Source organism: Shewanella sp. TC10 (assembly GCF_009663145.1).
Lineage (GTDB): Bacteria > Pseudomonadota > Gammaproteobacteria > Enterobacterales > Shewanellaceae > Shewanella.
This window is the reverse complement of the sequence record NZ_VKHR01000001.1, coordinates 88,113-114,793: the sequence shown is the minus strand read 5'-3', so window position 1 is coordinate 114,793 and position 26,681 is coordinate 88,113. Positions and strand designations below refer to the sequence as shown.

Below are 26,681 nucleotides of genomic sequence, written 5' to 3'. Positions count from 1 at the left end.
AACTGTTTTTGTCGATACAAATTATTACTAGTATTAAACGTTCATGAATAAATGTATTTATGTTGAAGTGAGTTTTAAATTAAAATGAAAACCACAGCCAAAGCAAGTTTAATAAAAAAACAGCAACTTCAGAAAGTCAGAACTGTCGCGCTAGTTCAAGAGAAATTAGCCCGTAGTCGACTTGTGCTTCAATTAGAGCGCTGTCATCGTTCGTTGCTAGATAATATTAATGACTTATTAGGACCCATTATTGGCCAAGGTCATCATGCGTTATCAAAAGTAGAGTTATCTACAGAGCTTAGTCCAGTTGTCCCTGACTTGAATCATGCTTGGTTCTTAATGAGCTATAGACGCACACCACTTGCATGGTGGCGGATTGACAAATGTACGTTAGATCAGTTGGCCAGTGGTTATTACGGCAGCTTTTCAAGCCCGCTTCAGTCGCCCCTTAGAGCACCAAGTTTGTCGGAGTTTCGATTAGTAAAACGGTTAATGCGTTCTGCGTTAGATGTTTTGCCCATTACTGAACTCGAAGATGACGGCTTAGATCTTGAGCTGGTCGTGAATACCACTCCTATGGAAGTGCCGCTGGCATGGACATTAAGTTTTCCTGCAGAGCATGTTGGCCCGCCAATGATGTTATGCATGACAGAGTTTGCTCTTGGGTTAATGGCTGAACAGCCAAGTGAGTTTCAAGCGGCAACTGACTTGACCGCTAAATTGAGCCAACGATTAAGACAAATTCCGATTAAAGCGACATTAGAACTTGGTCATCAATTGGTGCCTGTAACGTCTCTTGAAGGATTAAAAGTGGGTGATATTTTACCGATGAATTTACATTCTCGATGCCCCGTTACTATAGGTCGCAGACCGTTATTCTATGCCACTGTCCACAATGATGATGGACAAATGGTTGCCAAACTTACCCAGGAAGCGTTTCGCTCAGAGGACACTACCCATGCCTGAAAATATACTTTTACAAGATGATGATTTCTTACTTGATGATGACTTGTTGCTAGAAGATACCTTGGTAGAGTCTCAACCAGATCCAAAACCTAAGGCATTAAAAGATATGTCTTTTTTTCATCAATTACCTGTTCAGGTGACCCTTGAACTCGCCAGCACTGAAATGTCGTTGGGTGAGTTAACCCAAATGGGAGAGGGTGATGTCGTGGCGCTTGATCGTATGGTGGGTGAACCACTTGATATTCGTGTTAACGGTGCTTTATTAGGTCGCGGCGAAGTGGTTGAAGTGAATGGCCGCTATGGTGTGAGACTGCTTGAAGTAGAAGCCATTAGCTTGACTGGAGCGAACGACTAATATGGTTCGTGCCATTCTGCTACTGTTATGTTTATTAGCACCCAATGTTTATGCTAATGATGGCTTAACGCTATTTACACTAGCGGATGGCGACCAGTCGCAGACCGTCAACGTCAAGTTAGAAATCTTAGCCATGATGACCATGCTAAGCTTTATTCCTGCGATGTTGATGATGATGACGAGTTTTACACGGATCATTATCGTTCTGGCGATTTTAAGGCAAGCACTTGGTTTGCAGCAAAGTCCGCCGAATAAGGTACTTATTGGGATCGCGCTAGTATTGTCGGTATTTATCATGCGCCCCGTTGGTGAGGTCATTTATGAAGATGCATTCTTGCCTTATGACCAAGGTGAAATAGAGTTAACTGAACTGATTGTTCGTGCTGAAGTGCCAATAAGACAGTTTATGTTAGCGCAAACCCGCGAAACCGATTTAGAGCAGATGCTTAAGATTGCCAATGAGCCTGTCACGTTAACCGCCGATGAAATTCCATTCTTTGTATTAATGCCTGCGTTTGTATTAAGCGAGCTTAAAACTGCCTTCCAAATTGGGTTCTTACTTTATATTCCCTTTTTGGTGATTGATTTGGTAGTGGCGAGTGTCTTGATGTCGATGGGTATGATGATGTTGTCTCCTTTGATTATTTCCTTGCCCTTTAAGTTAATGGTGTTTGTGCTCGTTGATGGTTGGGCGATGACGGTTGGTACCTTAACTGCGAGTTTTGGTTAGCTAGGGTCAATGACGATGTTGAAAACTAAGATCCACTTTCTAGCAAAATTACAAAGCCCACTTTGGTTTTGTCGGTTAAATGGCTGTAGGAAATTTTAAGATGGACGTGAATGAGCTAACTTCATTTTTTGCGGAAGCCATTTTTTTAGTGGTCATGATGGTCGGGGTGTTAGTTGTACCTGGTTTGCTTGTTGGTCTATGTGTTGCTGTTTTCCAAGCTGCGACGCAAGTGAATGAACAAACCTTAAGTTTCCTGCCTCGCTTAGTGCTGACTTTATTGATGGTGTTATTTGCCGGTGAATGGCTGTTGATGAAAATTAGTGATTTGTTTGAGCGTCTGTTTTATAGCATTCCCCATGTGATTGGCTAAGGCGAAGAAAATGAACGGGATGACCTCATTTAACGGCGCAATATTAATGCTAAATTTAGCCCTATTATGCTGTCGTTAACATCAATTCAAATCAGTTCATTTATCGGTACCTTTTGGTGGCCGTTTTGTCGTTTTATGGGGGCATTTATTGTGATGCCCTTTTTAAGCAGTAATTATATTCCCGCTAAAATACGAATATTATTTGCTGTGCTGCTTAGTGCGCTTGTTGCTCCTTTATTGCCTCCTGTACCTGCGGTAGACGCCTTGTCTTTTGCTGCACTCATTTTGGCTATTGAGCAATTGCTTGTCGGATTTATGCTGGCATTATTTCTACTTTTGCTGATCAGTGTGATGACCAAAATGGGCGCAATGATGTCGATGCAAATGGGCTTAGCCATGGCGATCATGAATGACCCTGCTAATGGCAACTCTAACCCCATTCTTGGCCAATGGTTCTTGCTGTATGGCACGTTACTATTTCTTGCTCTAGATGGTCATTTAGTGGCGATTGGAGTGATTGTCGATAGTTTTTATTTATGGCCAATTGGCACGGGTGTATTCGAATTACCCTTAATGGGGCTAGTTGAGCGGGTGGGGTGGTTATTTGCCGCAGCATTCATGTTGGCGTTACCTGCTATTGTTGCCATGCTGATGGTTAACCTGACTTTTGGTGTACTCAGTAAATCAGCACCTTCATTAAATGTTTTTGCTCTTGGCTTCCCTATGTCTATGTTGATGGGGCTGTTGTGTGTGTTCTTTTCCTTTAGCGGTTTAGCAAGTCGTTATAGTGATATTTGCCTCGATGCGCTTTCTGCAATGCATCAGTTTATTGGGGGGTAATGCATGAGTAATAAAGATACTGGCCAAAGCAAAACAGAAGATGCAACTCCGCAAAAACTAAAGAAAGCACGTGAGCAAGGCCAAGTTCCCCGCTCAAAAGATTTAGCCGCTTCTGCACTGATTATTGGTTGTGCAGTCATGTTAACGACGAGCGCGGATTGGATTGCCAGTGAAATGGCAGAAATCACTCGTTTCAATATGAATATCACCAGAGAGCAGCTAGACGAACCTAAAATGCTAGAAATGCATATTGGGGCCGCAATCGTGGGGATCCTGCATATTTTAGGGCCATTATTTATTTTAGTCGGTGCTATTGCAATGATTGCAGGTGCTTTGCCTGGCGGGCCACTATTTAGTATTAAAAATGCATTTTTTAAATACAGCAGAATCGACCCTATTGCAGGGTTGGGACGCATGGTGTCGATAAAGTCACTGGTTGAGCTTGTTAAGTCGATACTTAAAATTACTTTGCTGATTGGCATCATGCTGTACTTTTTGAGCAGCAATTTGCAAGGGATTATGGCCAGTAGTCAGTTGCCTGTCGATGAAGCTGTTCGATATAGCATAGATACGATTTCAGCAGGGATGTTTTATCTAGGCGTTGGCTTATTGATCATTACCTTTATCGATGTGCCTTATCAGTATTGGCATCACCATAAAGAACTCAAAATGTCTCATCAAGAAGTTAAAGATGAGCATAAACAGCAAGATGGTAAGCCAGAAATTAAAGCAAAAATTCGCCAAATGCAGCAAAAAATCAGTCGTTCACGTGCTGACTCTGCAGTGCCACAAGCAGATGTATTACTGGTTAACCCAACTCATTACTCTGTTGCACTTCGTTATGATGCAGATAAAGCCGATGCGCCATATGTTATTTCAAAGGGGGTGGATGAACTGGCTTTATATATGCGCGAAGTCGCCCAACGCAATGACGTTGAAATAATTGAAATCCCAGCGTTAGCGCGTGCGATTTATTATTCCACCAAAATTGAGCAACAAATTCCGGCTGCATTATTTGTCGCCATTGCACACGTACTGAGTTACGTATTGCAAATCAAAGCCGCAAGAACGGGGACTCAGGATAAACCTGAACCGTTACCGCATTTTTATATTCCTCCACATTTACGACATGATTAAAGGAAGCATTAAGCCATGAATTGGTTTGCGCAAGTATTTACTGGCAATCGAAGTTATATCGGTATTCCGATAATGTTACTCGCCGTTTTGGCTATGGTTATTTTACCTTTGCCACCTTGGCTGTTGGATATTCTATTCACTTTTAACATTGTGCTTGCTGTTATGGTGCTGCTGGTCAGTGTGTCTATTCGTAGACCGCTAGAGTTTTCAGTGTTCCCAACCATATTGTTATTGGCGACGTTAATGCGTTTGACGCTGAACGTTGCATCAACAAGGGTGGTGCTTATTGAAGGCCATCAAGGTGGTGATTCAGCGGGTAAAGTGATTCAAGCCTTTGGTGAAGTGGTCATTGGTGGTAACTATGTTGTCGGTGCCGTTATCTTCTTAATATTGATGATCATTAACTTTGTGGTGATCACTAAAGGTGGCGAACGTATATCTGAAGTATCTGCTCGCTTTACCTTAGATGCCTTACCTGGCAAGCAAATGGCCATTGATGCCGACTTAAATGCTGGTGTACTCACCCAGGAGCAAGCGCGAGTGCGTCGCCAAGAAGTCGCGCGCGAAGCAGATTTCTATGGTTCGATGGACGGTGCCTCTAAGTTTGTTCGTGGCGACGCCATTGCTGGTATATTAATTCTGATGATAAACATCATTGGTGGTATTGCCATTGGTGTATTCATGCATGATATGGGTGCTGCAGATGCATTCAAAACCTTTGCTCTTCTTACCATTGGTGATGGTTTAGTTGCACAAATTCCGTCGCTATTATTAGCAACGGCTGCTGCGATTATTGTTACCCGTGTTTCAGACGCAGAAGAAATGCCAGAGCAGTTACAAAAGCAGCTACTGGCTAATCCGAAAACCTTGGCAACAGCTGCTATTGTGATGCTTATCTTAGGTGTCGTACCTGGTATGCCTGCGATGGTATTTATCTCGTTTGCTGCCTTGCTGGCATTTGCATCCTGGAAGCAGAGTCAAAACAAACCTGAGATCGTGGAATCAAAGCTTGAGCAAAAGCTTGAGACCAATACCGCAGAACCTTCTCCGCCGAGCTGGGATGCCTTACCTTATACCGATTTAATTGAGGTACGTTTAGGCTATCAGCTGGTGCATTTAGTTGAGCGTACTAAAGGGGCTGAATTACAGAAACGTTTAACAGGGATACGCCGCACGTTATCAGAACAAGCGGGCTTCTTGTTAGCCGAAGTAAGGGTGAGGGATAATTTATCGTTAGCGCCTAATGCATATCAAATTAATATGATGGGCAACCCTGCGGTTACTGCTGAGCTGCAGTCAGAAAAGCTGATGGCAATTCAAAGTGGCCCTGTATTTGGTGATATTGACGGCATTATCACTAAAGAGCCTGCTTACAATATGGATGCGATTTGGATTGAGCAGGACTTAAAAGCCCGTGCACTTAATTTAGGCTATTCAGTGGTTGATAATGCTACCGTAATTGCCACCCATGTAAGTAAGCTTATTCGTGAAAACCTGCCTGACATGCTGCAGCATGATGATGTATTAGCCTTAAGTGACCGTTTAGCCAAACAGTCGCCTAAGCTGGCTGAAGCGCTGAATAATGCATTAACGCCGATTGTGCAGTTAAAGGTATATCGCTTATTACTCAAAGAACAAGTGTCGCTGAAAGATATCCGCACCATTGCCACGACGTTATTGGATTGCAGTGAAAACAGCAAAGATCCAGTGTTACTGGCTGCAGATGTACGCTGTGCATTGCGTAATAACATTGTCCACAGTATTGCTGGAGCGGATCCTAAGCTGAATGTGCTCACCTTAGCGCCTGAGCTTGAACAAACATTGATGAATGCTCTAACTCAGTCACAGCAACAAGGCCAGGTTGCGTTAGATAGTTTCCCTGTTGATCCAACACTATTGGCGCAGCTGCAACAAGGCATGCCGCAGATTTTGGCTGATGCTAAAGAGCAGGGGCATAGTCCAATGTTATTGGTCGCACCACAATTAAGACCGATATTAGCCCGTTACGCATTAGCTTTCGCCAGAGGTTTGCACGTTCTGTCTTACAATGAAATTCCTGAAAATCGAGAGCTGATGGTGGCAGGGCAGTTAGGCTAGCTAACTAAGTCCGTCATCAAAATATTGCTAGCGCCTTGAGCATAGCTCCTGTTCTAACTGAACAGGGTCTAACAAAACAGGGTCTAACTAAAAAGCCCAAATCAATCTGATTTGGGCTTTTTGATATCAGTATTTAATAGATGAATAATCACTTATGCATTAACTAGAAAAGATGCTTTGGGTGTTATTCCTTTAGATGATCCACACTTCGAGAAACTTAGTTCTACTAAAGACAGCTTTATTTAAAACCTAACCTGATTACGGCCTCTATCTTTAGCGCGGTATAAGGCTTTATCAGCCAGTTTCATGCTTTGCTCAAAGCTCTGGTCTGGCTTATGTTCGGCGCAACCAATTGAGACGGTCACGTTAACGGTCTTCTTTTTAACAGGTGTTTTACTACGATTTTTCTTAGAACTTGTTTTACGGCTCTCATCACGCAATACAATGTCATAATCTTCAATACTCTGTCTGACATCATCAAGGTGTGAATACACTTGGTCTATGTCTTTGCGCGGGAATACGATAGTAAATTCCTCACCACCATAGCGGAAAGTCTTGCCGCCACCGGTCACTTTAGACAGTTTAACCGCCACCAGTTTTAACACATCATCACCAACATCATGACCATAAGTGTCGTTAAAGCTTTTGAAGTGGTCGATATCGACCATGGCAACGGTATATTTACGTCCCAATGCCAGGCTTAAGTTAAATAATGCTCGTCTAGAAGGCAGTCCAGTTAACTCATCTCGGTATGCTAAGAAGTAAGAGTCAAACAGCACAGTGACCAAAAAACTTACCGCGATACAGCAAAATAATATTGATAGCGGCAAGTTTGTCGGCACCAAGAAATAACAGAGCCAAAGGAGTAGGCAAATGCCTAAGCTTGTTTGGGCTAAATTACTGTTCCAGCTGAGTTTGCAAAATAGCACTATTGCTAATGGGTAAATGGGCAATAGATATAAAGGAGAGCTTTGGGCATTTAAGCCAAAAGTTTGCTGGAATTGCTCTATGGCTTGAGGGTATAGCATGGTGAGGTATACCCAAAGGTAAGCAATAACGCCGCAAACAATAATCCCACCAATACGGAAAAAACTATGCACACTGAGTACGCCCCGGTCTTTAATGAAGCAAAACATGCAAATGACCAAGGTACCAAATAATGGTAAAAACTGATGGATAATAGGCGATAGAAATAAGCGATTATTTTGTAATGTATAAAAAACAAGTAATAACAAGCCAATATAAAACAATCGACTACGATTGAACTGTAGACAAATTAATGAAGAGGCAGCTAACAACCAATACGGCGCGTAATGCAGTGTATCTTGCCAATCTATCCAATGACTTTGAAAATGTTGTAACAAGCCTAATGAGAGAAAAGTGATAAAGATAGGCAGTATAAAAAAGCGCATGGTATGCATTAAGCTGCTCATTGAATCCACCATAATAAGACTGCCGTTAAGCGAGTTGATAAAGAAAATAACCAAGACTAAACAGGTGCGATAACCGTTTTAAATCGACCAGTTATAATACAAAGAAATTAAAAAACTGCTCTAACAGAGCGACCTTGTAATAGCTAAACTGAAATATAATTCAAATAGATTGATTGCTAAAGTCATTTGCCTGTATTTGGTGCGCTATCAGCTGCCTTCATCTTAGAGACTAAAAAAGGCAATAAAAAAGGCGCAAGTGGTTGTTTACGCCTTTCGATTAAGCTTTAGCTAGTTAATGTCAATTGGGCTAGCCTTGCTCCATCGCTTCGATGAATTTATTTGATTCAGCAATCGATTTATTCATTTCAGTGATCAAGCTTGATATGTCAGATTGTAAGCTATTAAACTCGCCTTTAATCGCGCCAATTGCTTGGGCGTTAAGGTTGTGTTTAAGGTAAAGCATATTGTCTTTCATCGCGGTTAAGATTGGTGGCATTTTAGCTTCTGCACGGCGCATTCCCTTCACTAATGAATTATATGAACGCTGAGTTTCATTTAACTTATTGGTACTGTTACGACGAAGGCTTGCTTTGCTTATCTCTTGAATTTCAGTTTCCCACTCGTCAAATAAAGCTTCTGCGACATCTTCTACTTTATCAATACGACTACCTACTTCGTCTGCAGCCGACTGAGCTGATTCATACTCATCTTTTGCTTTGTTGTAAGCATCCTCAAGATCGCCACCATCAAACGCCAGCAAAGCCTGCATTTCTTCTAATGCTGAGCTGAATTGTTCTTGAGCCTCTTCTTGAGATTCTTTCGCTTCTTGAACGCGATCGACCATGATGTCACGCTTGTGATAACCGACTTTTTCCATTGCGCCATAATAGGCACTTTGACAGCCACTTAATAATAAGCTGACGCTGAGGAATGCGAGTGATATCCATTTCTTCATCTTGTGCTCTCTTTATTGTTGTCGTTGAACTAGTCTGCTTTAAATGTGGCAGCGTCAATAACGCTCCAAAGATGAAAGACAGCACCAATAATTGCTGGGATAATTAAAACCCAAAAGAAGTAACCTACTGCTGTAATACAGAAAAATAGAATTGCAGCTATAATGCGTCCTTGAACCAGTTGGCCTAAGCCTGGGAAAAAGAAGCTGGCAATTGCGGCAATAACATTGCCAGCAGAACCTTGTTGAGACATTAAATTGCTCCCTAGGAGTGTAACTATCGTGTTATAACATTGTACGAAGTTAAACGCGTAATTGAAATTAATAATCAGAGAATATTGTGACAAATAAGATAGATGTAGCTTATTTAAAAAATATCAATGTCAGTATTTGGCAATTTTTAGTTCACCTGAAGCAAAGACTGCAGGAAGACCAAATTAATGTCAAAGCAGGGCATTTAGCTTATGTGACTTTATTATCATTGGTGCCAATGGTGGCAGTGATGATGTCGATGTTGTCGGCTTTTCCTGGCTTTTCAGGGATCCGAGGTCAAATCGAAAGCTTCATTTACAGTAACTTCATGCCGGCATCAGGCGATACAGTGCAAATTTATATTAATGAATTTGTCGATAATGCCTCTAAGGCGACCTTTGTGGGGGTGATGGCGCTTGTGGTTGTGGCCTTGATGTTGATATCTGCCATTGATAAAGCGTTAAATAATATCTGGCGAACCACTGAAAAGCGTTCATACGTGGTGTCATTTTCAATGTACTGGATGGTGTTAACTTTAGGGCCAGTATTGATGGGGGCAAGCATTGTAGCTACCTCTTATGTCGTGTCGCTAAAGGTATTTGATAGCAGTGAGATTTCTGCATTGATGACCTGGTTAGTGGAACGTTTGCCAATGCTGTTTTCTGTCGCGTCAATTTTATTGCTGTATATGGTGGTACCCAATAAAAAGGTTCACTTTTGGCATGCGCTAATTGGTGCAATTGTGGCGGCAATATTATTTGAAGCTGGTAAAAAAGGTTTTGCGTTTTATGTGACTCAGTTTCCAAGTTATGAAGCGATATATGGCGCGCTGGCGACCATTCCTATTTTGTTTGTTTGGGTGTATTTATCTTGGGTTATTGTACTTTTAGGCGCCGAAATAACCGCTGCCCTGCCTGAGTATTTAACCCCAGGGTTATTTTCACGTAAGAGAAAAACGTCATTACAACCAGCTGAATCCAATGCAGCAGACGCTAGTCACCAAGTTGCAAGTGATGTCGTAAGCCATGAAGTGACAACTCATGAAGCAACAACTCATGAAGAAAAAAGCCATGAAGCAACAAGCAATAGTGATGTGGCTGAACTGACTCCATCTAGCCAAGCCAAAAAACAGCAAGACACTAACGAAAGAAAAGCTAAGTTCTAAGTTAAGTACTAAGTTAAGTACTAAGTTAAGTACTAAGTTAAGTACTAAGTTAAGTACTAAGTTAAGTACTAAGTTAAGTACTAAGTTAAGTACTAAGTTAAGTACTAAGTTAAGTACTAAGTTAAGAACGCAAGATGAATAATTTAGCTGTGCTTAAGTTACCTGTACACGGTATATTGCCATACAAGTGTTAAATAATAATAAAACTTCGGCTGCAAGTTGAACAACAGTTATGCAGTGAGTACTCAACAAGGATCGAAAATGAAAAAATTAATAATTGCAGCATGTGTATTAGGTTTAACAGCTTGTGCTGCAACGGATAATTCGACAGAAGCCGATGCAAACAATGCCGCGCCTAAAGTCATTAATATGGCGGGCATGACAGATCAACAAGCTGCTGATGAACTTTACAATGCCTTACTAAAATCAAGCTATTTAGCGACTAAACTAAGCCCTAACAGTGTTGCGGTTCAATTTGGTGATAACCAATTTGTATTGCAGCCAAGCATGAGCGAACAAGGTGTAGACCGGATTTTAACTAACCGTTTGTTTGCTGTTCACCCGCAATTACACGGTAGTAAAGAGCTACTGGTATTAATTGGATCATTAAATCAAAAACTAAACTTTGCTAAGTTTGTCATTCGTGAAAATGGCGGTGTTATTCAAGTGCAAGGCGCGGCAACGTTTGTCGATTCTATTGAGTTAGAAGAGTTACGTCGTTTTATGCTATGGACTGATGAAGGTCTTAAACAAGTGGGTAAATCCTTTCCAAAAGGTTCAGAAAACCTGATTAAGCCTATTCCTGTGATAAAGCCTGACACTGGGGCGTAATATTGTAGAATATGGTCACTTTCAATTGGGTGAACATAATAGGAAATAGCATTGATCGGGTTAATCCAAAGGGTGGCACACGCCAGTGTCACCATTGCCTCTGAAGGCGAAGATTCTGAACAGGCTGAGCACGTTACTGGCAGTATTGGTAAAGGGTTATTAGTACTGCTAGGTGTTGAGAAAGATGATGACATTGAAAAGATGCAAAAGCTTGCTAAAAAAGTCATCGGCTACCGTATTTTCAGTGATGAAAACGGCAAGATGAACTTGAACCTTCAACAAGCTGGTGGCGAGCTGCTGGTTGTTTCTCAATTTACCTTAGCGGCTGACACTGGTAGAGGTTTACGTCCTAGTTTTTCTTGTGCTGCGACTCCAGAACAAGCTAATGAGTTATACGAAGCATTTGTGGCTTATTGTCGTGAACAAGGCGTAACGACCCAAACGGGATCATTTGGCGCAAATATGAAAGTCGAATTGCTAAATGATGGCCCTGTGACCTTTAATTTGCAGGTTTAACGGTATAGCTTCATGACAACTGACTCTAAAATGCCTTCGGATGCGACTAATGAAACTGCAGCACAGAATCCTTCAGAAGATTTAAAATTAAGCATTGAAGGGCGCCAGAATAAGAGTGTTAGTGCTCAAGAAATAGAGGCTTTATTACTTGAGTTAAAGCAGACATGGCACCAAACCATTCCTGTGAGTCAGTTTATGCAAGTCACCCCTATGAGTTATGACGGCAATCGCTTTACGGTGTCAGCGCCGATGGCTCCCAATATTAACCTTCATCAAACCATGTTTGCTGGCAGTATTTATACCCTAATGACCCTGACTGGATGGGGAATGCTGTGGTTACAACAACAAATAGCAGGTGTTGAAGGCAATATCGTCTTAGCTGACGCCAATATCCGTTATAACGCCCCAATTACCGAAGCTCCCATCGTTACCGTTATTTGGCCTGAAGCAATCACACTCGCGCCGTTAGCCACTGGTGGCAAAATCAAAGTAAAACTTGAAGTTCAGCTGCATTGTGCTGATAAGCTTTGCGCAACATTCAGTGGCTTATATTTTAGTCTTGCTTGATTAAATTTCTATTATCTCTCCTTATGTATTAGTGCTAATAGTAGCTTTAAAACTGCGGCTATTATTGAAGTGAAGTGTGGCTTTTTTCTTCACTTTTTGTTCTCCAAGCCGATAGACTATTAATGTGTTGTAAGTATTTGGCGTCATTCTATGGGGTTTGTTCAAAAGAGTATTGCTGCTGGCTTGATCCTATTAAGTTTATTTTCTATACCTTTACTTATGCTTTCTCAACAATGGTTCGATGAAAGTGAAACTAGTTATGGTATACAAGCTGGCGATATTGATTCGTTATCGTTCCAATGGTTTGACTGGCAAAGCGAAAAGCAAAGTTTTCCGTTTGAGCAGCCAACAATGACTTATTTGTTTTTGGGTTTTCTGTCTTGTTCAGAAATTTGTCCTATTAGAATCCAACAACTCAGTCAGCTTGAGAGAGCCATTGAACAAGATGAATATTTAGCAAATCAATCTATTCGATTTTTATTTGTCTCCTTTGACCCTGAAAATGATACCGCACAAGTAAGAAAGCAAGTCATTGATAATAAATCAGCACGTTTTACCAGCGCTATTTTACCTGATGAGGATTTGATGACGTTATCAAATCAATTGTCAGAAAACATACAAAGAGAAACTGAAACAATTAACCATGTAGGCAATTTATTTCTGCTGGATGAAGCAGGAAAAATACAAAGGATCTATACCGCAAAACAACTATCGACTAATAAAATGCTAAAGGAACTAGCTCATTATCTAAATCAAGATTCGAGGGCTAGTAATGAATGAAACTCAATCCGAAATTTTAAAAAATCACGATTCATATATTTATCGATTATTAATGCTTCAAGTGCCTATTCTCATTATAAGTGGCTTCTTTGGCGCAAAAATGCTGACTTTTTCCGGCTCTTCAGCCTTAGTTATATTCATACTGGTTCAGTTAAGCTATAGCCTGCTAAAAGGGACTTATTTATTCGGCATTGTTGGTGCTGTATTAATGATGACCGTATCTGCAATGCTAGTACAAAGTCAGATGGGTATGATTGAAATGCATTTTCATATCTTTGCTTCTATGGCTGTATTTTTGATTTATCAACGCTGGCAACCATTGCTAGCCTCCTTACTTACTGTCGCTATTCATCATGTTTTATTTACTTATATTCAGCTGTCTGGCTGGGAGTTATTTGGCACCCCAGTGATGATTTTTGCCGGCGACTGTAACTGGAGCATTATGTTTGTTCACGCAGTATTTGCTGCTGCAGAAACACTCATTCTTATCCGAATTGCAGGCTTTATGCGTGCAGATTCATCGGCTAATCAACGAATTGCTGAGGCTATTCAAAATATTTCCGAGAAAAAAGATTTATCGCTACGGTTAAGCTCTGCCAATACTAGTGCAGAAATTGCTTTTAATAAGATGCTTGAGGAGTTGTCTCAATTATTTTTTGATTACCGTCAGATTGCCAACAAGATGAAATCGACATCAGATAATCTGATGGGGTTAAGCGAACACACTCAAACAGCCATGATGCAACAGTGTCACCAAGCGGTAGAGGCATCTGAAGCGACTCAAAATATTATTAACTACTTCCAACAAGTGGTTGATAACAGCCAAATGTCAGCGCAGCAAGCGAGTGATGCCGCCTCGTTGAGTGTGGAAGACAGGCAGCAAGCATTAGATATTATGACGGACATGCAATTGCTTGAAAGCACCACAACTGAAGTGACAGTGTCCTTAACGGACTTAACTAAGGATGTCGCCGCAATCACTTCACTGTTGCAAGCTATCAGAAGTATTTCCGAGCAGACAAACCTATTGGCACTTAATGCCGCGATTGAAGCAGCAAGAGCGGGTGAGTCAGGGCGAGGTTTTGCTGTTGTTGCTGATGAAGTGAGAGCTTTAGCGCAGCGCACGAGCCAGTCTACCGATGAGATTGAAGTCGTGTTAAACAGATTAAATAGCAGCATGTTAAAGACGGTAGAATCTATGGATGTGGGCAAACAACGTACTAGTGAAAACGTCCAAAATACGAGTGATATTGCACATAGGTTAGAGCAGCGAGAAGTACAGATTGATCAAGTCGCGGGGCTAAGTCGCAATGTAGCTAATGAAACTGAGCAGCAAAGTAGTGAACTAACTCAAATCGGTAGTAAGATTTTAGAAGCTGCAGATACCGCGACTTTACTGTCTGAACAAGTTAAAGAGTTATCGAGTGGTGCGGTAGAAATGAAACGAATAACAGAAGATTACCAAACTAAAGCTGCGGCATACAAAGTTTAAACACGTCTAAATATGGTTCACTCTCTATGGATCAAAATTAAGGCCACTTAATTGTGGCCATATTTGAACATATCGTTAGTAAAACTTTCTTAAATACTTGGTTGCGTATTTACGGAGTTTCTTTTGATCTGCTGTTTCAGCCACCTCTTCGACCACAGGTTTATATTTATCATTGCCTGAACTTGCAAGCGCGCGAGTCACCCATGCGTAGGTATCAATGGCTAATTTACTATCGTCCATAAGACGCATTGGTTTTAACTGCTTAACGAGCTGTTCAAGCATGTAATCGTCAAATATGTACTCACTGGCAATACGTTTAGCTGTTAGTCGCATTAACTCTAAATCATCACCACGAAGTGCTGCTGCGTATACATTTTGGCGGTGAGGTTGGCTGTCGTCATAACCTGATTTGTCTTGCAGAATGACATTCCAAATTTCAAATTTATTTAAATCATTAACCGCGCGTTTAGCGTATTTTCTGATTTTCTTATGGGCGTCGCCTTCAGAGAGGTTAGTTAGAAACTCTCGATATTGTGGGTCGCCAGAATAACCTAAGCCTTTTGTTAACCAAGCAATATTATCAATGGAGTATTTATCGGTGGCTGTTGGTAGCAGAGTTTCAATTTTCGATTGAATGGTTTTATAGATTTCAGGATCTTCAAGACCCACTAAAATCATCGACTCAATGGCTTGTTCTTGCTTGTAGGTATCGTCCCCAGCAAAGATTTGTTGGTATTCTTCCGTTGTATAGCTTTTCGCAAATGTGACAGGGCTGAGAAGTAAGAGACCAATAATAATCAGCGTGTTTAAAATGAGTGCCTTGATAGCAGAGTTCATTACATATCCTTATGAATGATAGTTGAGGTAATTGCAGGCAATTATGCCTGCCAACGTTTAAAAATCAATGAAGTATTAATCCCGCCAAAAGCAAAGTTATTACTCATGACGTAATCGGTATTTAGCTGTCTAATCTCGTCTTTGATGTAATCAAGTGGTGCACACTCTGGGTCAACTTCTTCAAGATTAAGGCTTGGAGCAAACCAACCTGCATTCATCATCTCAATACTGACCCAAGCTTCTAATGCGCCACATGCGCCTAGGGTATGGCCAGTGTAACTCTTAAGGGATGAGATAGGCGTATGCTCACCGAATACGGCGTGAGTTGCTTTTGATTCTGCGATATCGCCTCTATCTGTGGCTGTGCCGTGGGCATTAATATAACCAATTTGATTTGCATCGATTTCGGCATTGCTCAGTGCAAGTCGAATGGCGACTTCCATGGTATCAGCATTTGGCTGAGTGATATGCAGGCCATCAGAGTTAGTGCCAAATCCGACTAGCTCAGCATATATTTTCGCGCCGCGGGCCTTGGCGTGTTCAAGCTCTTCAAGCACGAGTGTACAAGCGCCTTCGCCAATGACTAAGCCATCGCGCTGACGATCAAATGGTCGAGGCGTGGTTTGTGGCTTATCATTTTTGGTGCTGGTGGCGAATAAGGTATCGAATACCACAGCTTCAGTTGGACATAACTCTTCACCACCACCGGCGAGCATCAGTGTTTGCTGGCCAAATTTAATGGCTTCAAAGGCGTAACCAATCGCTTGGCTGCCTGAGGTGCATGCGCTACTTGTGGTGTGTACTCGGCCTTTAAGGCCAAAGAAAACCCCCACGTTAACAGCGGTGGTATGTGCCATCATACGAATATAGCTAGTAGCATTGATACCTGACATATCACCGTTTTTTAGCATATCCCCAAAGCCAATAATCGGCTCGGTGCTGCCGGTCGATGACCCATAAGCAATGCCCATCTCTCCTGATGACACTATAGGATCGTCTAACAGACCAGCATCTTCTAAAGCGACTTCACTGGCACGGGTAGCCATAATAGATACTCGCCCCATGGAGCGAATTTTCTTGCGTGAATAATGTTTAGGCTTTTCAAAGTCGGTGATCGGCGCAGCTAGGCGGGTATTGAGTGATGGGTATTTGTCCCACTCGGCCATGGTAACGACGCAGTTATACTTTTCTTGTAATCGCTTAGCGATTGTTGGCCAGTCGTGACCTAATGCGGAAACGCCACCTATGCCAGTAATAACCACTCTGCGGCTCATATCATGCCTCCATTTACTGAGATGACTTGGCGGGTAATATAAGCTGCGTCATCAGACATCAAGAAGTTGGCAAGTCCTGCGATTTCATTCACCTTCCCCATACGTCTCATTGGCACGATTTGATTGACCATGTCTTTAGGGAAGTCGCTCACCATATCGGTTTCAATTAACCCCGGTGCGATACAATTGACGGTGATTTTTCGTTTGGCAAGCTCCAGAGAAAGCGCTTTAGTGGCGCCAATAAGTCCGGCTTTGGAGGCGCTGTAATTCACTTGACCACGATTACCTGCAATACCTGATACCGAAGCCATAGTAATAATTCGCCCACCACTTCTGGCTTGGATCATTGGCATAATGGTTGGCTGAATAACGTTATAAAAGCCATCAAGATTAGTATGGATAACACTGTCCCACTCATCTTCTGTCATGGCAGGAAATGCGGTGTCTTTGGTGATCCCTGCGTTTAATATCACGCCGTAATAAGCACCATGTTGTTCAATGTCCTGCTCAATTTTTGCTTTAGCAGCAGGTCGGTCAGCGACATCAAAGGCAATTAAACTGGCATTAACGCCTAAGGCTTGAATTTCTGTTTGGGTTTGCTCAGCAGCGCTGGTATTGCTGTGGTAATGGATTGCAATATCAAATCCTTGGCTTGCAAGTTTGAGGGCTATTGCTTTGCCTATACCACGGCTTGAACCTGTGACTAATACGCGTTTATTTGTTGTCATGTTATCTCCATTTAGTGCAGCGCCAGATTATTTTTATTCGATTGAGCCTATGCTCATGGCTTGCTACACCGAACTTTCTTTTATATAAGCTTGAGTATCTTGCGGTTGAAATACGTTTACGTTAGCCGAGGCGATAACGGTTTCATCTGCCTTAATTTGGCAATCAAAAACAGCTAAACCTGAGTCTTCTTGATACAGCCTAGTTACCCTGACTTGATACGCTTTGCCCAGTTGATAATGAGGTTGATGCATTAGTAGTTTGCGAGTACCTAATAAAAAACCGACTCGAATTTTATCATGTCTTAAATGAGCTTCAACACCAGCTAAGGCGGCGATACTTTGCGCCATATATTCAATACCCACGTAATTGGGAACACCATTAATCGCAGGGTTAAAATAGGCACTCTGTTCGGTTATTACTACTTCTGTGAGTAGGCTATCAGCTTGATGTACAATGATGCTATTAATCAGGATCATTGGAGCTCTATGGGGGACGAATTCAGCAATATCTTTTGCTAGCAATTTTTCATCGGCAAGCATATTTTCATTGTTATTCGCAGTCTTGTTGGTCATGTATTCAGACATCTTGATTTCCTGCTTTTGCAAAAATGATACTGGCATTGCTGCCACCAAAAGCAAATGAATTACTCATTATATAATTGAGTGATGTTGACTGTGTCGGGGTGACAAGAGGTAACACAGGATTGTTAGGGTCTTGCTGCTTATCCCAGACTTGAGGTGGTAGCAACTGTTCCCTGTTATAGGAGCTTAGCAATAAATAACAAAATGCCGCTTCTATCGCTCCCGCAGCACCTAAACAATGGCCAGTTAACGGTTTTGTTGAACTGCATAATGGTATTGATTTAGTTGGATCATATTTAGTTGAGTCATATTCAGTTGAGTCATAGTTAGCAGAGTTAGTGGCTGTTTGCTCAGCAAATACTTGATGCATGGCAATGGACTCCATGGCATCATTTTTAGGTGTCGCAGTGCCATGTAAATTCACATATGACACTTGGCTTGCCGTCAGCTCTGCATCATTTAGTGCCGCTTTCATGGCTGCGATTGCCCCTAAACCTTGAGGGTGGGGCGCCGAGATATGATGAGCATCTGATGACTCGCCAATACCTGCAAGTAGTACTTCTGGATGTTTGGCCTCTGGCTGCTTTTCGGCTAATAACTTATCTGTATCTGTATCTGTATCTGTATCTGTATTTGTATTTGTATTTGAACTTGGGCTGGAAAGCTGGAGCATAAATAAAGCGGCTCCTTCGCCAATGTTAATGCCATCTCGATTTTCGCTAAAAGGATTACACAAGCCTTTTGATACCGACTCGAGGGAATTAAAGCCGTTTAAGGTTAACTGGCACAAGCTATCAACGCCGCCGACAATCACCACATCACATAAGTTAGCCTTGAGTAATCGCTGTGCGCTGGCAAACACTTTAGTACTTGATGAGCAAGCGGTTGAAACGGTATAGCAAGGGCCGTTTAAGCCATAGAGTTTTCGTAAAAAATCACTGGTACTACCCAGCTCTTGCTGAGCATAGTGATAACTTGGCGGAAATTGACCATGTTGCTCATGATACTCTAATGCTGCTTCACCTTTTGAAATACCAGAAGTACTGGTACCCAATACAACCCCAATTCTGTCATTTCCAAATACGCTTTTAGCTTGTTCGATATTGGATGATAGCTGCGACGCTGCAGTAAATAATAAGCGGTTATTGCGGCAATTATACTGCTGTAGTTCGTCGGGGATAGTTAATAAATCAGTATCATTGATTGCGCCAACGCGGGTGGTCGCATTAAACATTAAGTCATCACGAAGCACCATAGCGTCAGTATTACCAGTCAGTAAGTTTGCTAACACTGATTCTGGTGTATGTCCTATTGGAGTACATAATCCAATGTGTGAAATTGCTATGGAACAACTCTTGGGCATAGTCATTTTATCTTATCTGTGATTTACATTACTGGTTTAAACAAACGATTAAAGTAATGGCGATATCGTTAAGGTGATATTCGCCGCAGGGAAATGTAAAACCACATCGGCGATCCATGGATTTTCATGGGTATAATCAATCGTGATAGCGCGGCTACTATTTACAACTAATGCGCTGCAACGAGCTTTATCACAGTCCACATCCTGCATTGCGCCTTGGCTGAAATATGGATTAACTTGCTCATGAGGCCAATATATCAGCTGCATTATTGCCATTAAATACTCAGCTTTAAAATCCTCACCCATTAATACGTTCTGTTGACTTAACACTTCATCACCATCAAATGTAACGGTAAATAGTGCTTGGCCTATTGGCGCTAGGCCGACCATGGTCATTGTTGTGGGTGTCAGTTCAAGCTGAGTTAATAATTCATGATGTTTTTCACCGTGAGTGAAACTGATTTTCTGACTTAATATTTTCTCGTCATTTGCTGATCCTGTCAGCATCGGGGCGAGACAGTAATTGACTTCAGGTGTCAATTTGACACAGGTTTGACGCAGCAATTGTTGGCTACAACCTGAAACCAATAAGGCTATTATCACAATCGAAAAATGAATGACTCGATGCATAATTAACTCGCTTTAGTGTGGTCGCGACATAAGTCGACAATCATATTAAGTCGACGTTCAGAGTCTTTTACAAATGGATTTTTAGTATCCCAAGCATAACCCGCCAAGATAGAACAAATCATTTGTTTTATGGTTGGATTTGGGTCTTCGTAAAAAATGACATCTTGAAAACGTCCATCGTACCAAGCTTGCACATAAGTTCGGAAGGTATCGACACCTTGCATTAAGGGTTGAGCATAGTCTTGCTGCCAATTAACATCTTCACCATCGAGCTGCTTCACTAAGGTTTCAACAGCCATTGAAGCTGACTGCATGGCGATGGTCACGCCCGATGAAAATACCGGATCTAAAAACTCACCCGCATTCCCCAGTAGAGCAAACTGCGATGTAGCAAGTGTTGAAACATTGGCTGAATAACCTTTCAGGCTAGCGCTCGGTTGCAACACTTTAGCGTTAGCCAGTAATGCCTCTAAGCCTGGTTCTGCATTAATGAGCTGCCATAGTTGTTGCTCGAGTTCGACTTGAGACTCACCCTCGACTCCACTTTGATGATGTTCAATCAAGTGTGGCTCAGCCACGACTCCTACTGAACAACGTCCATCACTAAAAGGGATCAGCCAATACCAAATATCTTTTTGAGTTGGGTGAACGCTAATTAATATTTTTTCTCGATCAAAATTAGGATCGGTAATATTGTCTTCAATATGAGTAAAAATGGCGCTGCGAGCAGGCAAGTCTGACGGTTTTTCTAAATCTAATAATCGGGGTAATACACGGCCAAAACCACTGGCATCAAGTACATACTTAGCAGTGACTTGATAGGTATTATTTTGCTCGTCTGTTACCGATAATTTGGGCTCTGAAGTTGAATCAAGCCCCAAGTCAATCTCGTTAACACTGTGACCATAGTGGATCTCAACACCTTGTGAAGCTGCAGTATCTGCGAGTAATTTATCAAATTGTCCACGCTGTACTTGGAAAGTCGTTCCTGGACCTTCAGTAAATTTATCGGTGAAGTTAAACGTGGTGTAAGTGCCATCATGACGAAATGCTGCACCATTTTTAAATTGGAATCCCGCTTGTTCAACTGCTTCTAACATACCTGCTTGCTCAATAAACTGCATGCAGTATGGTAGTAGACTTTCTCCTATAGAAAATCGCGGGAAATGCTGTTTTTCAAGCACTAATACTTGTTTGCCCTGCTTGTGGAGCAAACTCGCGGCAATCGCTCCTGACGGACCAGCACCGATGATGACGACATCGACATTAATATTGCGGTGATTCTCTTGTGCATCCTTGCGCGAACCGAACGGGTTACTTTCCATAATGTGCTACTTCTCTGGTTATTTTTTTAGTATTAATGCTGATCAGCGGGGCGAGTAAAAAAGTAAATCCAATGCCAAATAATAATGTCAGGCCAAAATAATGAATCGCATTGGTTTGGCTTAATGCCAGCAGGCCAAAGGCCAATAAGGTCGAACAAGCTGACATAAATACCGCCATCATTACGCCACTTGCTGCAGCAGGTGAACTGGATTTTACGGAGGCAAAAAACAAACTGTAATCAATACCTATCCCTAACACGAGAATAAGTGCTAATGCATGGAATAAACTCAATGGTGAACCCGCAAGCCCTAGACATGCTAACGTCAGTAGTATTGAACAAGCTGGAATAGAGACGATCCCTATGGCCAGCTTTATCCCAAATTTGAAGCTAAAAATACACACTGCGATAGCGCACACCATGGCTAGAAGTACTAGAGTGATCCATTTAAATTTTGCCATCAATTGGGATATTTCAGCGACTTTATCGACTAACTGCACTGAAAGACCGCTTTGAGTCACCCGAGCATTTAACGCGTTTAAGTCTTTAATTCCGCCTAATAAGATAATGCTGCCAAACTGCTCTGAGCTTGAGTCAGTTCTTATACCAGTTCTTGTATCAGCTATTGTACCAGCTCTTGTATTAGCGCTGTCATCGGTTTGAATCCAAAGGCTAGCTAAGTCTTTGCCGGCAATCTTAAGGACTTCATCTGGGGTGATTAGATCATCCTTTGACTGCGTAAGGCTTGAAAGTAAATCTACTTTTATAGATTCATCTAACCCAAGTTGGTCAATAATTTCATCTAAATGCTGTTGATATAAGTGCTGATATGCGAGGTAGTTTCTGTTTTGCGACTCGGCGCTGGGTAAATAGCGGCTTAAACTGACAAAGCTGCTTAGCTCTTGTGCTTCAACCGCTGAAGTTAACATGGCCGATGCACTCGCTAACTCGGTTAATAGTGCTTGTTCACTATCAGCACTCACCAAGATAAACTGATTATCTGTGCCACCACTGAGTACCTGTCTTAGCTTGTTTTCTTCAGCGGTAATACTGGCAGGGCTTTGCTGCAAATTACGAATATCATCATTATTAGTGAGCTTGGATAAACCTAAAGCGGTAAAAAGCACCATAGCTAAGCTCATTAAAGCCAGTTTCATATCGCGGCTATTTTGACTTGCAGAGAACTTAGTGGAGAGCCACAGCAGGTAATTTTCTGCTTTGAGCAAAATGCGGGATGAGGCAGGTAATTTATGGTTCGCGAGTAGTGGGTAGGCCAATACCAGAGTTAAGTATGCGCCTAACAGACCTGCTGCGCAGAATATGGCAACTTGCTGCATCCCCGGAAATGGCGTGAAGCCGATTGCAATAAAGGCAATTGCACTGGTTAATAACGCCAGAGTCATCGCGGGGGTAATCCGTTTGATAACATCCGTGGCGCTATGGGTTTTATGTAGCAGCTTTTCACAATAAAAATGGAAACTGTAATCAATAGCAACGCCAATTAAACTGGTGCCAAATACTAACGTGAGAAGGTGTAACTCGCCGAAGATGGACAAGGTGGCGACAACGGCAAATAAAAAACCATTGGATAGGGTCAGTAATGCCAACGAAAGCGGCATGAGACTTCTAAAGCTAAACCACACTAACAGCATGACCCCGATCAAGGACAGCCCACCTATGGTCGACACTTCAAGTTTTGCAGTTTCTGTCGCTGCTTGTGCATGAAAAAGGGTGCCAGCTTTAAGCACGTCGATATCAGGATAAAGCGCATTTATCGAGCTAAATGCATCAGTTAATACGGCAATTTGTTGCGCTTGACCGTCTGGGTTAAAAGCACTTCTTACTCCCTTAGCAATGACAATCGCTGTACTTTTGGTTACGACAGTCGTGGTAGCTTTAGTCGCGTTAGTTTTAGCCGCGTTAGTTTTAGTATCGGTCGTTTTAGCGTCAGAACTGTTTTGATACTCACCTAAAAGAATATTTTGCTCACTGGTTAACTGATTTGAAGGCGCGAGCGCCATAACATTATCTGGGAATAACAGTAATGGATCTTGAGCTAACAGTGCGCTGCTGGCATAACCAAAACTGCTATATAACTGTTGCTGAGCTGCTAACAGTAACTGCTGCCATTGGTCTGAGTTTTCACTGTCAGCAAGTAATTTATGCTGTTTATCCGTGAGTAGAAAGAAGCGTTTATCAAAGTAATACTGACTTAATGCCTGCATATGCTGACTATCGCCACTGCGGATATCGGTAAATACTTCAGGAGATTGCTGTAATTGCCCGATTAACTTTGTCGCAGCTGCGATTGCCTGCTGTTTATCATCAGCGACCAAGCCAATATAAACTTGATCAGCTAACCGCAGTTCAACACTATCTAACGCTTTTTGAGTTAATGGCGCTTCACTGATTTTAGGCAGCATAGCCAAAATGTTACTTTGGATTTTTGCCCCTGACTGCCATAGCGCAGCGCCATAGGCTGCAACGGCAACAACCAGTAAAAACCAAACGATAAAACGTGTATAGGCTTGTTTGGATGAGGTAAACCAATTAACCAGCTTGGACATTAATTTGCTTCGCTATCAGTATCGCTAGCTTCATAAATCGCAAAGCGTTGAATATCGTCTTGAGTAAGCTGCTGAACAACATTGGCAAAACTGATGATCGTTTTATCGCTGGTTATTGTAGAGTCATTATCTGGCTGAGTGGATAACATAGTGAGGCGCTTGATTTGGTTAGTTCCATCCATGTCACCTCCTTCTATATAGCCTCCTTCTAGCACCATGGCACCAATGGCTTGTTTGATTAAGGGGTCTTTAGCCACTAAACCTAATTGCCAATTGCCAAGATCTGCGAGGCTATTTGCAGTATTGCTTTGAAAAGAGCCATTTGAAGGCATAAATAACTCAAAGTCATTGGCTAATGCCTTAATATCTCCCATCAATAAAGCCTGCATCAATTGTGGTAATTGTTCTGCCATTGCCGAGCTAGTTTGATTGGCTTGGCTATGGGAAATATTACCAAAACTGTCTTGTTGAATAAGGGTGTTTTGCTTTAACACTATTGTGCTAGCGAAAGGGGATGTTTGTTGCCACAACAGGCCAGTATCTTGGCTGAAAATAAATATCCCAGCACTTTTTAAAGGCCGTTTTAGTACAGCGAGATAACGAATTTGGCTAAATTCGCCTTTAGCTTGTTGCCCAAGTTGTAGTTTTTGCGCCAATATCGTGAGCTGAGCATTGGTTGCATGCATGGTGAACAAGTTCGCTAGTTGCTCACCGGTTAACGCTTTTTCTGTATTATCAATTGGTTCTGCGCTAGCCATAGTTAAGCTTATCGCTATGCTAAATATTAGGCTGAATATTAAGGCAAGTCGCAGCTTCATTGGCTATCAACTTCTTGATTAACTGACTGATTGATAGTGTTAGAAACCTCTGCGAGTTCAGCGGCTAATTCTTGTTTTAGCTCACCTTCTTCAAGCAATGGCAGAATTTTTTCTCTAAACACAGGCGGGGTGACAAAGCACAGCTCCTCGGTTTCTATCTCTACAGCGGCTTGAATAGTATAGCCTTTAGTGATCCTTTGATTGGTTTCAGCATCGCGTATTTGGTAATTAATCTTCAGGCGATTTTCCCACTCAACAATGCTTGCATGAACAATTAAGTGTTGATCAAAAGTGCTGTTTTTTACATATTTAAGCTGAGTGTCAACAATCGGCCAAGCATAGCCTGAGTGCATCATTTGACGATAGTTATAGCCAAGTTCATCGAGTAATTTGCAGCGTGCGACTTCAAAGTAGCGCAAATAGTTACCATGCCAAGTGATGCCCATCGAATCAACATCATGGAAAGGGACCACCATGGTAAGCTCGGTGCTGAAAATGGCTTTCATATCAGCAAACCTCCCATTGACCCAATTGAATCTTTTCAACGGTTTGACGTAAAACCGCCTCCAGTGGGCGATCTTCAGTCAGCAACTCAAAATCATTGCTCACTTGTGCAACGGTTTTTGCCAATGACGGCGTTAATGACTCTTGGGCTAATTCGTTTTGCGCAATACGTAAATGAATGCCCTGAGTCATGGCCAATAATGCCGCCGCAGCAACCTGCTCAGTAAGCTGTAATACTCGCATGCAGTCTCGAGCAGCAATGGTGCCCATGCTGACTTTATCTTGGTTATGACATTCAGTTGAGCGAGAAAATACACTGGCTGGCATGGTATTTTTTAATGCTTCAGCAGTCCAAGCCGAAACGCCAATCTGCACCGCTTTAAAACCATGGTTTATCGCTTGTCGAGCGCCTACTGATGCAGATAAGTTAGCCGGTAGACCATTATTGAACTTAGGATCCATGACTAGTGCCATTTGCCTATCAATCAAATCTGCTAGGTTGGCAACGGTGTTTTTCATCGAATCCATCACAAAGGCAATGTGGCCACCATAGAAGTGCCCGCCATGAAGAATATGCTCGCCTTCGCCATCAACAATAGGGTTGTCATTGGCACTGTTTAATTCTGTTTCAATGAATTGGCGCATAAATGGCAATGCATCTTGCAGCACGCCAATGATATGCGGCGCACAACGAATCGAATAACGGTCTTGTAATCTGTCTGAGTTTCTTGGATGAGTGTGATGATTTAAATCTTCACGGATCCAAGTCGCAATTTGATTTTGACCTGGGTGTGGTTTGGCATCAAATAAGATGTCGTCAAAATGATTCGAGTTACCTTTTAAGGTGAGCGATGCCATTGCGGTTATACGACTCGATAAGCGAGCTAGGTACTGGGCACGATCATAAGCTAAACAGGCTAAAGCGGTCATCACTGCCGTACCATTCATTAGCGCTAAGCCTTCTTTAGGTCGCAGCGTTAATGGCACAATATTAAGCTCAGCATACACGTCTTTGGTTGGGCGGCGCTTGCCTTGATAAACCACATCACGTTCACCAATTAATACCGCAGCTAAGTATGAAAGCGGGGTTAAATCACCACTTGCGCCGACTGAACCTTCTTCAGGGATAACAGGAGTAATATCAAGATTGAGCAATAATTCAATGCGTTGTAATAACTCATAAGTGACCCCAGATTTACCCACTGCCAATGAGTTTAATCGACAGGCCATTACCGCTCTAGATTGCATTGGCGAGAAAATATCACCTAAGCCACAACCATGAAATCGAGATAAGTGCAGCGGTAATTCATGGACCAAATCAAGTCCAACAGTCACAGTACATGAATCACCGTAACCTGTTGTCACGCCATAAACCACGCCCTCTTCGTTAAGCAGGCTATCAATAAACCTAGCCCCTTTTTGAATGTACTCTTGGTACTGCGGCGTGTCATTTAACTTAACAGGTGCGCCTTTAGCAACACTGACGACTTGCTCTAAGCTAATCGAACGCTGACCAAAGTTTACCGTTGCCAAGGTCGATGATGCTGAGGATGGAGTAGATTGGCTCATGG

27 protein-coding genes are annotated in these 26,681 nt (G+C 42.1%); 13 read left to right on the top strand and 14 right to left on the bottom strand.

The window, feature by feature from the left end:
* Positions 1-84: 84 nt before the first annotated feature.
* The 7 genes from FNZ24_RS00520 to flhA all read left to right on the top strand — a co-directional run bounded on the left by FNZ24_RS00520 (position 85) and on the right by flhA (position 6,495).
* The gene (locus FNZ24_RS00520; protein WP_153912442.1) at positions 85-966 is read left to right on the top strand and encodes a FliM/FliN family flagellar motor switch protein; all 882 of its coding nucleotides are present in this window, start codon (positions 85-87) and stop codon (positions 964-966) included.
* Positions 959-1,321 carry a flagellar motor switch protein FliN gene (gene fliN, locus FNZ24_RS00515; RefSeq protein WP_153912440.1) on the top strand — a complete coding sequence of 121 codons (363 nt, stop codon included), beginning with the start codon at positions 959-961 and terminating at the stop codon, positions 1,319-1,321. The genes FNZ24_RS00520 and fliN overlap by 8 nt, the downstream gene beginning before the upstream one ends.
* 1 nt (position 1,322) lies before the next feature.
* Positions 1,323-2,051 carry a flagellar type III secretion system pore protein FliP gene (gene fliP / locus FNZ24_RS00510; RefSeq protein ID WP_153912438.1) on the top strand — a complete coding sequence of 243 codons (729 nt, stop codon included), beginning with the start codon at positions 1,323-1,325 and terminating at the stop codon, positions 2,049-2,051.
* Positions 2,052-2,151: 100 nt separating this feature from the next.
* The gene (locus FNZ24_RS00505; protein ID WP_153912436.1) at positions 2,152-2,421 is read left to right on the top strand and encodes a flagellar biosynthetic protein FliQ; all 270 of its coding nucleotides are present in this window, start codon (positions 2,152-2,154) and stop codon (positions 2,419-2,421) included.
* A gap of 66 nt (positions 2,422-2,487) precedes the next feature.
* Positions 2,488-3,261 (top strand): flagellar biosynthetic protein FliR, encoded by a 774-nt coding sequence (fliR, locus tag FNZ24_RS00500; RefSeq protein WP_153912434.1) that lies wholly within the window; start codon positions 2,488-2,490, stop codon positions 3,259-3,261.
* Positions 3,262-3,264: 3 nt separating this feature from the next.
* Positions 3,265-4,398: a flagellar biosynthesis protein FlhB gene (gene flhB, locus FNZ24_RS00495; RefSeq protein ID WP_153912432.1), complete on the top strand. Its 1,134-nt coding sequence runs from the start codon at positions 3,265-3,267 to the stop codon at positions 4,396-4,398.
* Positions 4,399-4,413: 15 nt separating this feature from the next.
* Positions 4,414-6,495 (top strand): flagellar biosynthesis protein FlhA, encoded by a 2,082-nt coding sequence (flhA, locus tag FNZ24_RS00490; protein WP_153912430.1) that lies wholly within the window; start codon positions 4,414-4,416, stop codon positions 6,493-6,495.
* Positions 6,496-6,737: 242 nt separating this feature from the next.
* On the opposite strand, the gene FNZ24_RS00485 is transcribed toward flhA, so the two are convergent.
* From FNZ24_RS00485 to FNZ24_RS00475, 3 genes are all read right to left on the bottom strand, one after another.
* Positions 6,738-7,928 carry a GGDEF domain-containing protein gene (locus tag FNZ24_RS00485; protein ID WP_153912428.1) on the bottom strand — a complete coding sequence of 397 codons (1,191 nt, stop codon included), beginning with the start codon at positions 7,926-7,928 and terminating at the stop codon, positions 6,738-6,740.
* A gap of 307 nt (positions 7,929-8,235) precedes the next feature.
* Complete coding sequence (locus FNZ24_RS00480) at positions 8,236-8,883, bottom strand: DUF2959 domain-containing protein (RefSeq protein WP_153912426.1); 648 nt, start codon at positions 8,881-8,883, stop codon at positions 8,236-8,238.
* 29 nt (positions 8,884-8,912) lie between these two features.
* Positions 8,913-9,134, bottom strand: a complete 222-nt coding sequence (locus FNZ24_RS00475; RefSeq protein ID WP_153912424.1) for a hypothetical protein — start codon at positions 9,132-9,134, stop codon at positions 8,913-8,915.
* A gap of 86 nt (positions 9,135-9,220) precedes the next feature.
* Between FNZ24_RS00475 and FNZ24_RS00470 the strand changes: the two genes are divergently transcribed.
* The 6 genes from FNZ24_RS00470 to FNZ24_RS00445 all read left to right on the top strand — a co-directional run bounded on the left by FNZ24_RS00470 (position 9,221) and on the right by FNZ24_RS00445 (position 14,483).
* On the top strand, positions 9,221-10,297 hold the full coding sequence (locus FNZ24_RS00470; RefSeq protein WP_153912422.1) for a virulence factor BrkB family protein: 1,077 nt from the start codon (positions 9,221-9,223) through the stop codon (positions 10,295-10,297).
* Positions 10,298-10,558: 261 nt separating this feature from the next.
* On the top strand, positions 10,559-11,128 hold the full coding sequence (locus FNZ24_RS00465; protein WP_153912420.1) for a hypothetical protein: 570 nt from the start codon (positions 10,559-10,561) through the stop codon (positions 11,126-11,128).
* 51 nt (positions 11,129-11,179) lie between these two features.
* Positions 11,180-11,644 (top strand): D-aminoacyl-tRNA deacylase, encoded by a 465-nt coding sequence (gene dtd, locus FNZ24_RS00460; protein ID WP_153912419.1) that lies wholly within the window; start codon positions 11,180-11,182, stop codon positions 11,642-11,644.
* A gap of 132 nt (positions 11,645-11,776) precedes the next feature.
* Positions 11,777-12,211 (top strand): thioesterase domain-containing protein, encoded by a 435-nt coding sequence (locus FNZ24_RS00455; protein WP_228768320.1) that lies wholly within the window; start codon positions 11,777-11,779, stop codon positions 12,209-12,211.
* Between the two features lie 150 nt (positions 12,212-12,361).
* Positions 12,362-12,991 (top strand): SCO family protein, encoded by a 630-nt coding sequence (locus FNZ24_RS00450; protein WP_153912417.1) that lies wholly within the window; start codon positions 12,362-12,364, stop codon positions 12,989-12,991.
* Between the two features lie 100 nt (positions 12,992-13,091).
* Positions 13,092-14,483 carry a methyl-accepting chemotaxis protein gene (locus tag FNZ24_RS00445; RefSeq protein WP_153912415.1) on the top strand — a complete coding sequence of 464 codons (1,392 nt, stop codon included), beginning with the start codon at positions 13,092-13,094 and terminating at the stop codon, positions 14,481-14,483.
* A 75-nt stretch (positions 14,484-14,558) separates the two neighbouring features.
* On the opposite strand, the gene FNZ24_RS00440 is transcribed toward FNZ24_RS00445, so the two are convergent.
* The 11 genes from FNZ24_RS00440 to FNZ24_RS00390 form a co-directional block, all read right to left on the bottom strand.
* Positions 14,559-15,320, bottom strand: coding sequence for a hypothetical protein (locus FNZ24_RS00440; protein WP_153912413.1), 762 nt, complete (start codon positions 15,318-15,320; stop codon positions 14,559-14,561).
* A gap of 41 nt (positions 15,321-15,361) precedes the next feature.
* On the bottom strand, positions 15,362-16,594 hold the full coding sequence (locus FNZ24_RS00435) for a beta-ketoacyl-ACP synthase (RefSeq protein WP_153912411.1): 1,233 nt from the start codon (positions 16,592-16,594) through the stop codon (positions 15,362-15,364).
* Positions 16,591-17,322 (bottom strand): 3-ketoacyl-ACP reductase FabG2, encoded by a 732-nt coding sequence (locus tag FNZ24_RS00430; protein WP_153912409.1) that lies wholly within the window; start codon positions 17,320-17,322, stop codon positions 16,591-16,593. Before FNZ24_RS00430 ends, FNZ24_RS00435 begins: the two co-directional genes overlap by 4 nt.
* 63 nt (positions 17,323-17,385) lie before the next feature.
* On the bottom strand, positions 17,386-17,862 hold the full coding sequence (locus FNZ24_RS00425; RefSeq protein ID WP_153912516.1) for a hotdog family protein: 477 nt from the start codon (positions 17,860-17,862) through the stop codon (positions 17,386-17,388).
* Between the two features lie 37 nt (positions 17,863-17,899).
* Complete coding sequence (locus FNZ24_RS00420; RefSeq protein ID WP_153912515.1) at positions 17,900-19,267, bottom strand: beta-ketoacyl-[acyl-carrier-protein] synthase family protein; 1,368 nt, start codon at positions 19,265-19,267, stop codon at positions 17,900-17,902.
* A 48-nt stretch (positions 19,268-19,315) separates the two neighbouring features.
* Positions 19,316-19,897, bottom strand: coding sequence for a DUF3261 domain-containing protein (locus FNZ24_RS00415; RefSeq protein ID WP_153912407.1), 582 nt, complete (start codon positions 19,895-19,897; stop codon positions 19,316-19,318).
* A 2-nt stretch (positions 19,898-19,899) separates the two neighbouring features.
* Complete coding sequence (locus FNZ24_RS00410) at positions 19,900-21,222, bottom strand: NAD(P)/FAD-dependent oxidoreductase (protein ID WP_153912405.1); 1,323 nt, start codon at positions 21,220-21,222, stop codon at positions 19,900-19,902.
* Positions 21,212-23,788 (bottom strand): MMPL family transporter, encoded by a 2,577-nt coding sequence (locus FNZ24_RS00405; RefSeq protein ID WP_153912403.1) that lies wholly within the window; start codon positions 23,786-23,788, stop codon positions 21,212-21,214. Before FNZ24_RS00405 ends, FNZ24_RS00410 begins: the two co-directional genes overlap by 11 nt.
* Complete coding sequence (locus tag FNZ24_RS00400) at positions 23,788-24,546, bottom strand: outer membrane lipoprotein carrier protein LolA (protein ID WP_153912401.1); 759 nt, start codon at positions 24,544-24,546, stop codon at positions 23,788-23,790. The genes FNZ24_RS00405 and FNZ24_RS00400 overlap by 1 nt, the downstream gene beginning before the upstream one ends.
* 56 nt (positions 24,547-24,602) lie before the next feature.
* Positions 24,603-25,112 carry an acyl-CoA thioesterase gene (locus tag FNZ24_RS00395; RefSeq protein WP_153912399.1) on the bottom strand — a complete coding sequence of 170 codons (510 nt, stop codon included), beginning with the start codon at positions 25,110-25,112 and terminating at the stop codon, positions 24,603-24,605.
* A gap of 1 nt (position 25,113) precedes the next feature.
* On the bottom strand, positions 25,114-26,679 hold the full coding sequence (locus tag FNZ24_RS00390; RefSeq protein WP_153912397.1) for an HAL/PAL/TAL family ammonia-lyase: 1,566 nt from the start codon (positions 26,677-26,679) through the stop codon (positions 25,114-25,116).
* Positions 26,680-26,681: the final 2 nt, after the last annotated feature.

What these genes read in the sequence shown, in the direction of transcription:
- FNZ24_RS00440 (WP_153912413.1), bottom strand. Translation starts at nt 15,320, where the DNA reads ATGAACTCTGCTATCAAGGCACTCATTTTAAACACGCTGATTATTATT.
- FNZ24_RS00430 (WP_153912409.1), bottom strand. Translation starts at nt 17,322, where the DNA reads ATGACAACAAATAAACGCGTATTAGTCACAGGTTCAAGCCGTGGTATA.
- FNZ24_RS00405 (WP_153912403.1), bottom strand. Translation starts at nt 23,788, where the DNA reads ATGTCCAAGCTGGTTAATTGGTTTACCTCATCCAAACAAGCCTATACA.
- FNZ24_RS00435 (WP_153912411.1), bottom strand. Translation starts at nt 16,594, where the DNA reads ATGAGCCGCAGAGTGGTTATTACTGGCATAGGTGGCGTTTCCGCATTA.
- FNZ24_RS00485 (WP_153912428.1), bottom strand. Translation starts at nt 7,928, where the DNA reads ATGAGCAGCTTAATGCATACCATGCGCTTTTTTATACTGCCTATCTTT.
- flhA (WP_153912430.1), top strand. Translation starts at nt 4,414, where the DNA reads ATGAATTGGTTTGCGCAAGTATTTACTGGCAATCGAAGTTATATCGGT.
- fliR (WP_153912434.1), top strand. Translation starts at nt 2,488, where the DNA reads ATGCTGTCGTTAACATCAATTCAAATCAGTTCATTTATCGGTACCTTT.
- FNZ24_RS00450 (WP_153912417.1), top strand. Translation starts at nt 12,362, where the DNA reads ATGGGGTTTGTTCAAAAGAGTATTGCTGCTGGCTTGATCCTATTAAGT.
- flhB (WP_153912432.1), top strand. Translation starts at nt 3,265, where the DNA reads ATGAGTAATAAAGATACTGGCCAAAGCAAAACAGAAGATGCAACTCCG.
- FNZ24_RS00505 (WP_153912436.1), top strand. Translation starts at nt 2,152, where the DNA reads ATGGACGTGAATGAGCTAACTTCATTTTTTGCGGAAGCCATTTTTTTA.
- FNZ24_RS00390 (WP_153912397.1), bottom strand. Translation starts at nt 26,679, where the DNA reads ATGAGCCAATCTACTCCATCCTCAGCATCATCGACCTTGGCAACGGTA.
- FNZ24_RS00445 (WP_153912415.1), top strand. Translation starts at nt 13,092, where the DNA reads ATGCTGACTTTTTCCGGCTCTTCAGCCTTAGTTATATTCATACTGGTT.
- fliP (WP_153912438.1), top strand. Translation starts at nt 1,323, where the DNA reads ATGGTTCGTGCCATTCTGCTACTGTTATGTTTATTAGCACCCAATGTT.
- FNZ24_RS00425 (WP_153912516.1), bottom strand. Translation starts at nt 17,862, where the DNA reads ATGCTTGCCGATGAAAAATTGCTAGCAAAAGATATTGCTGAATTCGTC.
- FNZ24_RS00410 (WP_153912405.1), bottom strand. Translation starts at nt 21,222, where the DNA reads ATGGAAAGTAACCCGTTCGGTTCGCGCAAGGATGCACAAGAGAATCAC.
- FNZ24_RS00395 (WP_153912399.1), bottom strand. Translation starts at nt 25,112, where the DNA reads ATGAAAGCCATTTTCAGCACCGAGCTTACCATGGTGGTCCCTTTCCAT.
- FNZ24_RS00475 (WP_153912424.1), bottom strand. Translation starts at nt 9,134, where the DNA reads ATGTCTCAACAAGGTTCTGCTGGCAATGTTATTGCCGCAATTGCCAGC.
- FNZ24_RS00420 (WP_153912515.1), bottom strand. Translation starts at nt 19,267, where the DNA reads ATGCCCAAGAGTTGTTCCATAGCAATTTCACACATTGGATTATGTACT.
- FNZ24_RS00520 (WP_153912442.1), top strand. Translation starts at nt 85, where the DNA reads ATGAAAACCACAGCCAAAGCAAGTTTAATAAAAAAACAGCAACTTCAG.
- FNZ24_RS00415 (WP_153912407.1), bottom strand. Translation starts at nt 19,897, where the DNA reads ATGCATCGAGTCATTCATTTTTCGATTGTGATAATAGCCTTATTGGTT.
- FNZ24_RS00400 (WP_153912401.1), bottom strand. Translation starts at nt 24,546, where the DNA reads ATGGCTAGCGCAGAACCAATTGATAATACAGAAAAAGCGTTAACCGGT.
- fliN (WP_153912440.1), top strand. Translation starts at nt 959, where the DNA reads ATGCCTGAAAATATACTTTTACAAGATGATGATTTCTTACTTGATGAT.
- FNZ24_RS00465 (WP_153912420.1), top strand. Translation starts at nt 10,559, where the DNA reads ATGAAAAAATTAATAATTGCAGCATGTGTATTAGGTTTAACAGCTTGT.
- FNZ24_RS00480 (WP_153912426.1), bottom strand. Translation starts at nt 8,883, where the DNA reads ATGAAGAAATGGATATCACTCGCATTCCTCAGCGTCAGCTTATTATTA.